Here is a 12,355-nt window from a genome sequence, read left to right as displayed (position 1 = left end):
AGAATATCTTTTGCTTTAAGTATAGATTTTTCGCTCTCAATATCGCTTGGTAAAACACATTTTTATGCTTGATAAAAAGAAAATAAGTTACAAGATTTTCTCTCTTAAAGAGAACAGAAACAGCAAGTGAAACCCAAGAGCAGCCCCTCTTCACTTTCCCCTCAGCACTCAAGCAAGAATCCCACTCAAGCAAGAGCCCCACTCAAGCAAGAGCACCAACTCAAGCAAGAGCCTCAATTCTTTAAAAAAACACGACACAAATATAAAAAGGCATAAAACGAGAAGTGCACCCCATGCTCCTTAATGAACAAGTCAAAAGCAAGGCTCAACGAAAGCCTCTCTTCACTTTTTCCCCTCGCTCACTTTCCCCTCACTCACATCGTATAATATGACGGGAGCTCCTTTCTGCTCAACCTCTTCTTCTAATTGCCGTATCATTTTGTTCAACTGACGGGTCACGATAAAGCGCATAATAAAAACAATCGGTAAGAATAAAAAAGTACAGGCAAGCATCCATGCTAGTGGCTCGAATACGACAAGAGAAACAAAGTCCTGCCCTCTCCATATCTTAACGACAACAGTTATAACTATTGGAGCAGTCGCCATGACCGTAGAAAGATAGAATATTTTTTTATAGTCTTGCCAAACAAGAGAAAGCTGTTTTTTATTTTTGAGAGATCTGTTTTAAGGCGATATCGCGTTCATTCAGCACGCATTTCAGTTCCTTTTTCACGCGGCAATACAACCGCGCACGCTTGATAAACAGGTAATAAATGACAACGATTGGCACCCACAATAAAACATTTAAGACCATAAAGAACAGGAAAGAAAAGGCCATTAATGTTATAAGACTACTGGTCATTTTATCCTCCACGCCCATTCTTCATACGAATTGCCTGATCGCGTTGTTGTATTGCTTCTTTCAATTGTTGAAGTTTTTTGTTCAATTTTCTCGTTAATTTTATACACATGATCCCAATGATCGGAAAAAAGAGAAGAAGCCCAAACCATAGAATGCTCAACAGCTGCATGATAACGCCGACCATATCGCTCTTCCACCATACCAAATTTGCGACAAAGAAAGCAGATTGCAAAACAGTAAAGAGGATAAAGATAAAAAAGATTATTTTACATTCTTTTGAAGAAAGAGGCAGAAATTCTTTGAAGTTAAGAAAGCGCATTGTCGCATCAAGGGTCTTATGGGCGAGATTGTGTCTTTTCATTTCTCCCAGATCATTGCACAATTGTTGTATGGCTTGCTTTTTTTGCGTTGTACTCTTTTTCAAGTCTTGAGAGAGTTTAAAAGATAACCTGATATGTTTGATCAACCGGTAAGGAAGCCGGATCATAACCATAAACATTACAATGGCAATGATGGTGAACCCTAAAAAAGCCAAAAATTTTATAACAATAGTCACGTGTTTCCCCTATCGCATTGATGTGAAATCATCATTTTTATTCTCTTCTCAAGCAACCATTTCTAATTTCTTTATTGTTTTTTTCACGCCATAATGAAGGAGACTATGGAAGATTAAAATGACAGGTAAAGCGACAACAATACACGCACAAAACCAAAACAGCAGCTGCATGCCAAAAACGCCAACCTTAAACAATAGAGGCATATAATTGTGTAAAAAAATCACAGATTTTGGAAAAAAAGCAAAAAAAGCGAGCAAAACTGCGAAAACCACAATCACAATGAAAGCTAGAAAAAAGATGATACAATAATCTTTTCTTGAAAGTTCCAAAGATTCTTGAAAAGAAAGGGGGCTGAACTTTATTGCACAAACTGTATTTTGTCCTATGCTGACTTTCTGATTATGCCCCAAATTCTGTAATGCACCCTTTTTTAATTTCCGCCGCATCCCACACAACAATATTGTCCGTTTTATCAAAGAATAATAAAGTACCAAGATTGTCATCAGAGTAGAAAAAAGTATCATGATCTCCCCGAGAAACATGACAGTACTCCACCATACTGTAGTCAAAATTACAAAAGTACTTATAAAAGAAGCAGCCACTTATTTTCCTATTGTGTTCTGTTGAGAAATTGGTTGTCTAGCTGTTGCTGCTCTGGCAATGTATCCCACAGCTTCATCATTTCCTTCACCTCCCGTTTAGAGATAGCGTTAAAGACAAAAAAGAGTGGAAAGAACACCACAAGAACACCAAAAATCATTTGCGGCAAGAGACATAAAAAAGCCCAAACACTATTCCATCCCGCGTCACGCAAAAACACGATTGCAGGATTATTTTCAAAAGGCTGTTTCAAGATCTCCTTAATCATTTTTCGAAGATCTCCTTGTTCCATTTGTCCCAGTGCTTGAAACTGTTCTTTGGATATAACGTGAAAAAACTCCAAAGGATTCATATAGACAGTCGCGGCAAAAAGCACCAACAAGAGGATAGCCAAACACAAAATGATGACGTAATCTTTTCTTGAGAGAGCCGTCCATTTTTTGAAAACCGCACACTGATTCAACACGGGCTGTGACGCAAAAGCCGTATTTCCCTTATGGGCAGATTGGTGTTGTGATTTATCTTCGATCATACGGATATTTTCTCACTTCTAACATGCCCACTCACTCTTTGAGAACATGCAACCAGCAAAACCGGTTTATCTAGCACTCTTTTCACCATGAAACACGCGCTATAAGCCCCTTTAAGTCTATTTTTAAAATTTCTCATACGTGACAACATACAATCCCTAAACCTTACAAGCACAAATGCCATTGTATCCTCTTATCTATTACCCACACTTCAAAAGACAATGTTTCACAAAACTCAACAAGCAAAAATATTCAATCTAAGAAATATCTGATGTGTAAAGTTTACAAACAATACGCTGATTTATAACAATTTATTGTTTTTCATATTAAATGAGAACCCTAAATACCGTAGGATTGTCTTATTCCAAACCTATTCCATATTAAATCAACCCAAACCATGTCTCTTGCGCGTTACAAGCAGAAAGAGCCGTATAGAGTAAAACATTAAGAAAGGATGATAAATGCCTCTAAGGAAGCGCCTCAAATGCCAAGGGCTGTCTCAACAATGAGAGCTGGCAAAATGTGTGATGCTATAGACTTTCTTCTTCACAAGCGTAAAAATGGAAGTGTGCAATAGATTTTATATTATTCAAACTTTATATGGATTTCATTGGGGACTTTATCGTTATACCCTTCATGAGCACCCTTGCAAAATGGGCAAAAGAGAGCCCTAAGACATGGCTCTTTAAAAAGCAACACAACACAAAACAAAGTCAAACAAGCAATCGATTATCCAGTATAAAAAACGTGCGACAAACAACCTTAATCCTCATTTGAAAGCTTCTTAATCAAAAAGGCTTCATTTTAAAAATTCTTCATTAAAGATGAAATATCTCACAGCCCCTACATTTGTATAGCCCCTACATTCATCAAGGCATCTCTTATAAAAGCATCTTTTTATAAAGGCATTTTTATAAAGGCATTTTCTTCTTATAAAAACAGCCTCTTTCGATAATGCATTCCGTCCTTTAAACGACATCCCCTCGTCTTATGATGAGATCCATTAAAACGGAAAACTTATACTCTATAAAGGATACTTACAAAGGATACACCAAACAAAATAGCGAGATCATTCACAGTTTATTTTAAGCCGATAAACGATATTTTATTTGAAAATATAGGGCATCTTATGTTATTATAATAGAATGCGGAGGTTTGCTTTTTGCCGCTCTCTGCCACTCAACAGAAGACAATATATCTCCTATAAAGGATAAAAGTATGCTTAACAGCGTGATGTATATCAAATATCTTGGGAAAGCGCCCAACAACAAAAAAATAAGAGAACCCAAATAAAAAGCTTCCAACTTAAGAAAACAATGACCTTTCAAAAGTGGAATTGAAAAATTTCCACAAAGCGCTCGTGAAAAAAGAGACAAATAATCCCATTAGAAAAAACTTCCTATTAGAAAGACGATGACATGCCCTTGAAATCCATTGTTATTTTTTCATTCACATTTGACAAAAATTTTCCTTCAATCTCTCAAGAACAGTTAAGAAATATTTAGAAAGCAAATAATCCGCTAGCAATAAAAAAATAAGCATGACAGGGGCGGAAGATAAGACTGATAGGGATAAGATAAAAAAGGTAAGAAACCACCTTAAAGATGATTTTTTCGCCCCACACCGTTGCTTTTCTTTGCATTTAAAACGCCTTTAGTATCGTTTGTTTTTTGATCTGCAACGGCTGATATTTCCCGGTATTTGCTCACTCCCCCCCCCAGTATTTTCCCCCTTTTAAGTATTTTCCTCCTTTTAAGTATTTTCCTCCTTTTAAGTATTTTCCCCCTCTTAAGTATTTTCCCCCTCTTAAGTATTTTCCCCCTCTTAAGTATTTGCTCCCCCCAATATTTGCGCCAAGTGCTTTTTACATCACTGTCCCCCATCAACAGACAGTTTCTTTTTCATTCAAATGGTTAAGTTCATGAAAATACGTAAAAAACGCGGTAGATCGAAAATAACAGGAAAGCGAGAGCCCAATAGCTGTATTTCACGTGCCCAAAATTCCAGCGAATCTGCGCTTCAATCTGCGATTGAAATGCGTGCAAAACACTTTGGTTTAAGCTTCGAAGAAGCGAAAAATCCGCTTGTCGGAACCTATATTGGGCGTCTTTGTTTGCTTGGCTATAAAGAGGCTTCATCAGGCATCAGTAAAGAGCAATATGACACGGCGCAACAATACTTGCAAATTAGAAACGACTATTTATGTGCAAAAGGTTTACCAAACGGTTATTATGATGGTTTTACGCACAGCGCATCAGATGAGAAAGCAAAAAAGCAATGGGTCCAAAGAGCAACGGAACACTATGAAGCTATGCAAGAAGCGATTAAAGAAGCACAATATCTACATCGTCAACACAACTTCCATGCGGCATTACACTATCTTGTTATAGAAGATCAACCGCTGCCTAATCTTGTTGGTTCGTTGCGTATTATTCTTGATGCCCTTTATAAACATTTTGACAGTTCTACCCAAAAGAGCCTTGGCTAAAACACCCATCATTTCCTCCCCCTCACAGGATAAAGATTCTCCCCCTCCTTTTATAACATGCCTCTTTATAACCAGCGCCTTTATAAAGTCCCCCTTTGGCAAGTGACACTTGAGATCCACTGAGCATGCCCTTTCATAAAATTTCATGGGATTGACAAGCTTAAAGCGCACAACAAACAAGCTTAAAAATATCCACCACGCCCTTTAAAAAAATACTTCAACTGTCAAAGAGACTTAACCTTATACCTACCAGTGCCTCACTTAATCCATGCCTCAAAGGACAATATTTCACGGCATGGACAGGATAAATATTGCCCCCTCTTTAAAAAACAGCAACATTCTTCCCTCTACCCCCATTGTAACAAACCACCCTCATCATACAATTCACCCAATATCGCAACATCCTTAGCTCTTCAGACAATTCATTATCGTCATTTTACGTCTTTTCTTGTACAATTCTATATGGCTCTTCTGATCTTATGACGGACAAAAACTATGGCTTTTATTTCAGCATAATCTGGTTTTCTCATTCAAGATAAATAATGATAAAATATCCACTATAAATCAATAGCTTATCATTAAAACAACCCGTTGATTTTTGACACAATTAAAAGCATCATCCCTTAAACGAAAGAAAAAGCCCCTACCAACAATCTCCTCCCTCATCAACAACTGCACCGATAACCCTCCACACCTATCACACCACCACTAATACGACAGCCAGCACAGCCCCAATCACCCCCACAAATCGCCAACACCTAAAGCTTTGCCCCGCAACACCTTCCAACCACCGCCTTCCTAATTCCATCAATAAAATACCACGGATTTCAAAACCACAATTCTCCCTTCATCTTGTCCCCGCCTTTCTCAAAGGAGAAAATGTTTTTTGCCACATCAAAAACTTTTCCATTAAAACAATATATTTTGCTGCATAGCCAATGAATGAGCTTTTTTCTGTAGATTTTTTCCCGCGATAAAGGAGGAAAAATAATCGTTTTGCGGTTGACAGAATATGAAAAATCGTATTTAATGGTAGATGCGGTAAGGGGTTTTCTGCGTCCAGATTTCACCGTAAAATTTTCGCATTATCATAGACTATTATAAGTTATTATAGACTGTTATAAAACAGTGTGTTTCGCGGCAATGTTTAAAACTTTACGGTTTGAAGGTATCTTTCGTCCTTTTCTGACTGTTTTCTTTTGCATTACACAATTTGCATCACCAACAGCCCCATAATTTTGAGATTTTCAAAACAAGCCGTATTCACTACGGGCTCCCAATAGAACGCCCTAATAATCCCCTTATAAAATACCAATATAATACATCACAGCAATGATGAGCACTACACGCATAAAAATATGAAAACGGCATTATTATGCTCTCATCGCCTCACCTTTCAAGATGCAAAGGCTTGTTTTTCAAAACATTGTTTAGCCAGAATTGAAGAAGATAATATCACTTATCGATCATCAACATAGAGGCTAAGATTATGAAGCCACAAGATTCTCCCCCACCACATTCCTCACAAACCCCAGAAGGTGCAAGTGCACCTGAAGGGGCGCATGCAAATGCATCATTAGACACTCTTACTGCACATTTAGAACGGCTTAACATTGAAAAAATAAAAAACACCCCTTTTAATCGTGCGGAATTAAAAGATATTATTGCCGGTTTAGAAAAGCATAATGCCGATGGCAGTTGGATCAAAAATTATTATGATATTTTAGATCTTTACATGATGCCAGCCTTGGTCGATCAAGCAAATCGTAAATATCCAGAGATGAATCTCAAACTTACAAGCCCCCCTGACGGCTTTGCCCTTGCTCTCAAAGAAACGCTCGAAAAGGGCATAAAATCTTCTAGGCTGATCGTTAACGCACAAGATAGGGGAATTCATTTTGCGGTTGTCGATCATCAAACCATTGATAATAAAACATCTTTGATCTTTTTTGAACCGACCTTACTGCGTGACACGCTTCCCGCATTACTTGCATTAAGAACGCGACAATCCATTGAACATCACCAATTTCCGAATATTCATTTTGCCATAGTAGAAATGGATATTCAACGAAGCTCCTCTGAATGTGGGATGTTCAGCTTAAGCCTTGCCAAAAAGCTTTATCTCGAAGCTCAAAAATTAGAAAGACTACACAAAGATAATATTAAGGGTGTGTTATGTGAACCAGACACGCCTTTACCTGCTGAAAAATTAGATCCATATCTTCCAGCTCGTTTATACAAACACGTGCAAGGAAGAAGACGTCTTGGGGAATATCTAAAAGCCAACCCAGAAGCAGCACAGGAGAAAGTAAACAAAAAAGGCGAAACCCTAACCGAAAGATTTGAGAGAAGCTTGGTAGCAACAGAGACAAAAACTGTTTCTGTTTCACAACACAGAAAAAGAGCCACAGAATACAAATCTCTAATGATGTAATAAGCGTTTTAGCCATAGCCATATTCCACATCCACAAAGAATGAAGCTCTGCGGCTTTACGGTAAGGCATAAATTGCTGTTAGCAAATCTTCTTTTGAGGTAAAGATGCAAACAGTAAGCAACGTGACCTCTTAAAAGACAAAAAGATACCTTACCTTTGACTCTTAAAAGCGGGGGATTTTGTCTTTCGTAACAAAATTTTTTAAAATAAAGATGATTTCATCTCTTTGTTTTTTTTTAGATAAAAATCTTTCCTGCAAACATTGTTTAGCCAGAATTGAAGAAGATAATATCACCTATCGATTATCAATATGGAGGCTAATAGTATGAAGCCACAAGATTCTTCCCTCCCTCATTCCTCACAAACACCAGAAGGAGCAAGTGCAAATGAATCTTTAGAAGACCTTATTGCACGTTTAATGCAAAGTTCCATCCAAACAGAAGAAGAACATGTTGCACCGAGTTCTGACGAATTAAAAGATATTATTACAGGCTTAGAAGATGATCTTGTCACCGGCCGTTGGATTAACTCTTATTATGAAAACACAGATATTAGATTGATGCCGGCTCTCGTAGAAAAAGCAAACAGCAAATATCCAGAAATGAATCTCAAATTGGCTCTTACAGCAGAAGAGTTTTCGCACGCCCTAAAAGAAGTCGTTGAGAGCGGCGCAAATTCTGCCCGATTTATAGTCAATTCGGGAAGCAAAATCCACTTTGCCGTCCTTGATTATCAAAAAGTTGATGACAAAATCTCTTTGATTATGCTTGAACCTACAACATTTCAGAGTATCACGGCTTGCAAACTAGGGATAAAAATAAATCAAACCCTTCAATGTCTTCAACTGCCTCCTTATTCTTTTACCACGGCAGAAATGGATATTCAGCGAAGCTCTTCTGAATGCGGATGTTCAGCTTAAGCCTTGCCAAAAAGCTTCATCTTGAATCTGATAAATTAGCAAGATTGCACAAAGATAATGTTAAGGGTGTATTATGTGAACCCAATTCATCTTTATCTGCTGAAAAGTTAGATTCCTATCTTCCAACCACTTTTTATAAACACACACAAGGAAGAAGACGTCTAGAACACTATTTAAAAGCCAATCCCGATGCTGAACATGAAACAGTCAACAAAAAAGGTGAAACCCTGAGAGAGAGATTTGAAAAAAACTTAAAAACAACAGAGGGAAAAACTGTTTCCGTTTCTTCCCACCAAAAAAGGCTCACTGAATACAAATCTTTAACGATGTAATTGAGGCTTTTTCCATATTCCTATTCATCAAAGAACGAAGAGAGGCTGCTTTACGGCTAAGATTTCTCTAAGAAAACCAGCTTTTGCGTTCATAAAACAAAAATAGCAAACAACTTTCCTCTTAAAGAAAAAGCACCATTGTCCTATAAAAACCAGCCCCTCTTAAAATTGTATCAAAATTCCACAGCTCTTGTTAGCCCAAAGCTCTGTGTAACAATGAGACTCTTTGGATAAGCAAAACGTTTGATACATAAAGTATTTAATGCTTTCGTCTTCAGTAAAAGCATATGTCTTTTTTTCTGAGAGTATCCACTTCGTATCTCAAACACCCCCACATCAATACCATACGACCAAACAACCGCAATAGACCACACTTATCGTGCATCAACCAAACAACCGCCCGCACCCCAAGAAGGCTCCATCAAAAACACCAGCCCAGCCATTATTCCACTTACCCAACTATTATCCCTTTTGACCAACCATTCCCCCATTCCCTAAGATGTCATAACCAACCTTTTGATTTCATAAAAGTTTCACATCTCTTCTGTTTTTGAAGCGTGAAAAAATTCATTTTTAATCTGTCAACCAGCCTCACGGTAACGTGAGGCTTTATTTTATGGAGAAGCAAATGAGAAAAATATCATCAGCAGGGCTTGCGCTCATTAAACAATGGGAAGGATTGCGTTTACAAGCCTATAAAGATGCCATCGGGGTGTGGACAATTGGCTATGGTCATACCAGCGCGGCTGGCAAACCGTTCGTTCACAAGGGCATGATCATTACTGAAAAACAAGCAGAAGAAGTTCTTTCTCAAGATTTAAGACAATTTGAAAATACCGTTGAAAAACATGTGACGGTTTCTTTAACGGATGAACAATTCGCCGCGCTCGTATCGTTTTGCTATAATATAGGAACATCGGCTTTTTGTAATTCGACCCTGCTCAAAAAACTCAATAATGGCGAATATGAAGCCGTCCCTGCTGAGTTACAAAAGTGGACTAAAGCAGGAGGAAAACGTCTTCACGGTTTAGTGCACCGTCGTGCAGCAGAATCGGGATTATGGGCAAAAGGGGCTTATGTTTCTCCCAACTACCAAACTGTAGAAACGCAAGCTCCAATGGGATTTTTCAAAGCAGAAGCGCTTACACCGATTATTGGTTCTTTTTCTGGACTTGGGGGCTTATTGGCAGGCAATGGTCCCATCCAATGGGCATTAGCAACCATTATGGTTTTAGCCGCCTGCGTTGGCATTTTCTTTGTGGCAAAACGGTTTCGGGAGCAGCGCTTATGATGTGGTGGTTGAAAAAAAATCTGATGATAACAGGAGCGGCTCTGACCGCTTTTTTTATCGCTTTAGCAAAAGCTTTCACTCTTGGAAAGAAGGTTGAACAACAAAAGCAAATAGAAAAAACGCTAAAGTCATCAACAACACGGCTAGAGGTGGAAAATGAAATTAATCAAAAAAGTGATGCTGATATACGCGCTGCTCTTACTCACTGGTTGCGCGATAAAAACAATCAATGAGCCTTTTTCTTGCGTTGGTTGGATGCCCATTTATTTAGACAACAAAGATCTCAATATCATCAGTTCAAATCTCGCAAGAGATATTTTAAAGCATAACAAACAAGGGGAACACATGTGTGGGTGGAAACATGGCTAGAAAAAAAACGGAAAAACAAACAGAGCTTACAGAAAAGGAAAAAGAAGTCCTACAAGAAATCATCACAACGTATAAAAGTGTAAAAATGATGTCACGCTATACGAAATGGATTATATTCATCATTTTCTTATTAGCACTTGATTTTTCACGGATCGTAGATGTGCTGGGAAGTATTTTTACACAAAAATCGAATATTCAGCTCTAAAATAAATAAAAAACGTGAGACGTGTTAAATCTTTTAAATATAAAAAGCCATTCGTTATTTTTTGAAAACATGGAGATTTTATTGATGATTTTTCATGTCTCACGAGAAATTTTTATACACTCTTCACAAACACTTTCATGAAATGAATTTAGGGGTATGAAGAGAGATTTTTAACCAACGCGTAAGTCAGCAACTTTGGTAACATAAGAAAAGGATCATACCAACATACATTTTTTTAATAAACTATTGATATCCAAATGATTTTATACTCTTCATAAATAGCATTGCCAAGAATTTGTATTAAAAGACATTTCTTTTAAAGAAGTGCATAAACAAGCAATGTAATGGTAGCCTTACATAAAGCCTCTCATCTTTACGTTGAATAAAAAAGCAAGCCGGCTCCTCTCACCTTCCCAATGCCCTGCCTCTCAATGCCCTGCCTCCCAATTTCCACCCTCCCAATGCCCTGCCTCTCAATGCCCTGCCTCCCAATTTCCACCCTCCCAATTCCCTGCCTTCCAATTCCCTGCCTCCCAATTCCCTGCCTTCCAATTCCCTGCCTCCCAATTTCCACCCTCCCAATTCCCTGCCTTCCAATTCCCTGCCTCCCAATTTCCACCCTCCCAATTCCCTGCCTCCCAATTCCCTGCCTCCCAATACCCTGCCTCCCAATTTCCACCCTCTCAATGCCCTACCTCCCAATTTCCACCCTCCCAATTCCCTTATGTTCTATGCATAAAGGTCAAGTTGAAGAGAATATATGGAAAATCCTTGGCTCGAAAATATGAAAAGAAGGCATGAGGCTACAACAGAATTTCGCGTGCCTTTATCATCAGAAGCATTAAAAATTCTAACACAAGCACGCCTACTGTCTTGTCATGATTTTTTTCGGCTAACTGTCATGGTCCCCTTAGTTCAAAAATTGCTCCCCACTCAAGAATTTTCTGTCACAATATAGGCAACAAACAGAACTTGAGTATAACAACATGGGTTTGGCTCCAGTTTAGGTGATGAGCTTACCGAAGAAAAGATGAGAGCAAGGCGAAAAATTAGCTTTTGTCTTTAAGCTTCTCAAATGGGGCACAGTCTCCCCATTTCAGAGATCAACGAAACAGAGAGATGCTTATTCTCCTATGCAAAAGCTTGAAATACCAGCATCTTATTCATAAAAAAACAAACCAGCCCCATCATGCTCTTTTCAACTCTGTCTTTCCAACGCTCAATAGGTACTAACTCTTAACTACTGACTCTTTTTAACTACTGACTTTTAATGATTGCGTTGGTTCATAAAAACCGTAGTGACCTCTCACCTTATGAAGCACAAACCCAGGATTTTTAATGGTGCAGGCATAAATCTGAAATGAAAAAACAGAACTGTATTAGGAATAACTGACTATAAATCAAAGAATTATATTTTTATTAGCAAAATATTTTCAAAGGAAACCACGATCCCCGCACAATAGAAACATTTCATAAAAACAAGAGAAAAAGCTATGGATTAAGAGTGAAATTCATTCACAATAACGGTAGATCAACCAGAGGAGAATAGAACAATCCTATAAGATAAAGAAACTATCATAAAAGGAAAAACTGTATGAAACGTGAAAAAGCATAAAAAAACGGGCACAGAAGACCCGTTTCTTTATTACGTCTAGGAATAAGAGCTTAGAAATCCATTCCACCCATTCCGCCAGCAGGCATCGGAGGCATTGGTGTATCTTTCTTTGGAACTTCAGCAACCATTGCTTCTGTTGTGATCAGAAGGCT

Annotated in this window: 12 protein-coding genes and 1 pseudogene; 7 read left to right on the top strand and 6 right to left on the bottom strand. The window is 38.2% G+C overall.

Annotated elements, in window-relative coordinates:
- Window positions 1-342: 342 nt before the first annotated feature.
- From ACFIL3_RS08040 to ACFIL3_RS08020, 5 genes are all read right to left on the bottom strand, one after another.
- Window positions 343-606: a hypothetical protein gene (locus ACFIL3_RS08040; protein WP_375638312.1), complete on the bottom strand. Its 264-nt coding sequence runs from the start codon at window positions 604-606 to the stop codon at window positions 343-345.
- A 257-nt stretch (window positions 607-863) separates the two neighbouring features.
- A complete protein-coding gene (locus tag ACFIL3_RS08035; RefSeq protein WP_375630091.1) occupies window positions 864-1,418 on the bottom strand; it encodes a hypothetical protein in 555 nt (184 codons plus the stop codon).
- A 48-nt stretch (window positions 1,419-1,466) separates the two neighbouring features.
- Window positions 1,467-2,021, bottom strand: coding sequence for a hypothetical protein (locus ACFIL3_RS08030; protein WP_375621574.1), 555 nt, complete (start codon window positions 2,019-2,021; stop codon window positions 1,467-1,469).
- Window positions 2,022-2,029: 8 nt separating this feature from the next.
- The gene (locus ACFIL3_RS08025) at window positions 2,030-2,551 is read right to left on the bottom strand and encodes a hypothetical protein (protein ID WP_375621575.1); all 522 of its coding nucleotides are present in this window, start codon (window positions 2,549-2,551) and stop codon (window positions 2,030-2,032) included.
- A 1,596-nt stretch (window positions 2,552-4,147) separates the two neighbouring features.
- Entirely contained in the window at window positions 4,148-4,432 is a 285-nt protein-coding gene (locus ACFIL3_RS08020; RefSeq protein WP_375682033.1) for a hypothetical protein, read from the bottom strand.
- Window positions 4,433-4,470: 38 nt separating this feature from the next.
- Between ACFIL3_RS08020 and ACFIL3_RS08015 the strand changes: the two genes are divergently transcribed.
- The 6 genes and pseudogenes from ACFIL3_RS08015 to ACFIL3_RS07990 all read left to right on the top strand — a co-directional run bounded on the left by ACFIL3_RS08015 (window position 4,471) and on the right by ACFIL3_RS07990 (window position 10,588).
- The gene (locus tag ACFIL3_RS08015) at window positions 4,471-5,037 is read left to right on the top strand and encodes a hypothetical protein (RefSeq protein ID WP_375633370.1); all 567 of its coding nucleotides are present in this window, start codon (window positions 4,471-4,473) and stop codon (window positions 5,035-5,037) included.
- A 1,489-nt stretch (window positions 5,038-6,526) separates the two neighbouring features.
- Complete coding sequence (locus ACFIL3_RS08010) at window positions 6,527-7,471, top strand: YopJ/AvrA family T3SS effector serine/threonine acetyltransferase (protein ID WP_375668243.1); 945 nt, start codon at window positions 6,527-6,529, stop codon at window positions 7,469-7,471.
- A gap of 326 nt (window positions 7,472-7,797) precedes the next feature.
- Window positions 7,798-8,723, top strand: a pseudogene (locus tag ACFIL3_RS08005) (YopJ/AvrA family T3SS effector serine/threonine acetyltransferase).
- Between the two features lie 628 nt (window positions 8,724-9,351).
- Window positions 9,352-10,014, top strand: coding sequence for a lysozyme (locus ACFIL3_RS08000; RefSeq protein WP_375611604.1), 663 nt, complete (start codon window positions 9,352-9,354; stop codon window positions 10,012-10,014).
- Window positions 10,011-10,247 carry a hypothetical protein gene (locus tag ACFIL3_RS07995; protein ID WP_375611603.1) on the top strand — a complete coding sequence of 79 codons (237 nt, stop codon included), beginning with the start codon at window positions 10,011-10,013 and terminating at the stop codon, window positions 10,245-10,247. The genes ACFIL3_RS08000 and ACFIL3_RS07995 overlap by 4 nt, the downstream gene beginning before the upstream one ends.
- Window positions 10,248-10,375: 128 nt before the next feature.
- Entirely contained in the window at window positions 10,376-10,588 is a 213-nt protein-coding gene (locus ACFIL3_RS07990) for a hypothetical protein (RefSeq protein WP_375610233.1), read from the top strand.
- Window positions 10,589-10,993: 405 nt separating this feature from the next.
- Here the strand turns inward: ACFIL3_RS07990 and ACFIL3_RS07985 are convergent, their stop codons facing one another.
- Window positions 10,994-11,275 (bottom strand): hypothetical protein, encoded by a 282-nt coding sequence (locus ACFIL3_RS07985; protein WP_375682032.1) that lies wholly within the window; start codon window positions 11,273-11,275, stop codon window positions 10,994-10,996.
- A 73-nt stretch (window positions 11,276-11,348) separates the two neighbouring features.
- Here ACFIL3_RS07985 and ACFIL3_RS07980 point away from each other — a divergent pair, with 73 nt between their 5' ends.
- Window positions 11,349-11,546, top strand: a complete 198-nt coding sequence (locus ACFIL3_RS07980; protein WP_375638307.1) for a hypothetical protein — start codon at window positions 11,349-11,351, stop codon at window positions 11,544-11,546.
- Window positions 11,547-12,355: the final 809 nt, after the last annotated feature.

Origin of the sequence: Bartonella sp. CE47NXGY (assembly GCF_042195415.1) — a bacterium.
Classification (GTDB): Bacteria; Pseudomonadota; Alphaproteobacteria; order Rhizobiales; family Rhizobiaceae; genus Bartonella.
The sequence above is the reverse complement of the archived record's forward strand: the minus strand, read 5'-3'. Positions and strand labels throughout refer to the sequence as shown.

What these genes read in the sequence shown, in the direction of transcription:
- ACFIL3_RS08040 (WP_375638312.1), bottom strand. Translation starts at nt 606, where the DNA reads ATGGCGACTGCTCCAATAGTTATAACTGTTGTCGTTAAGATATGGAGA.
- ACFIL3_RS08025 (WP_375621575.1), bottom strand. Translation starts at nt 2,551, where the DNA reads ATGATCGAAGATAAATCACAACACCAATCTGCCCATAAGGGAAATACG.
- ACFIL3_RS08020 (WP_375682033.1), bottom strand. Translation starts at nt 4,432, where the DNA reads ATGGGGGACAGTGATGTAAAAAGCACTTGGCGCAAATATTGGGGGGAG.
- ACFIL3_RS08015 (WP_375633370.1), top strand. Translation starts at nt 4,471, where the DNA reads ATGAAAATACGTAAAAAACGCGGTAGATCGAAAATAACAGGAAAGCGA.
- ACFIL3_RS08010 (WP_375668243.1), top strand. Translation starts at nt 6,527, where the DNA reads ATGAAGCCACAAGATTCTCCCCCACCACATTCCTCACAAACCCCAGAA.
- ACFIL3_RS08000 (WP_375611604.1), top strand. Translation starts at nt 9,352, where the DNA reads ATGAGAAAAATATCATCAGCAGGGCTTGCGCTCATTAAACAATGGGAA.
- ACFIL3_RS07995 (WP_375611603.1), top strand. Translation starts at nt 10,011, where the DNA reads ATGATGTGGTGGTTGAAAAAAAATCTGATGATAACAGGAGCGGCTCTG.
- ACFIL3_RS07990 (WP_375610233.1), top strand. Translation starts at nt 10,376, where the DNA reads ATGGCTAGAAAAAAAACGGAAAAACAAACAGAGCTTACAGAAAAGGAA.
- ACFIL3_RS07980 (WP_375638307.1), top strand. Translation starts at nt 11,349, where the DNA reads ATGGAAAATCCTTGGCTCGAAAATATGAAAAGAAGGCATGAGGCTACA.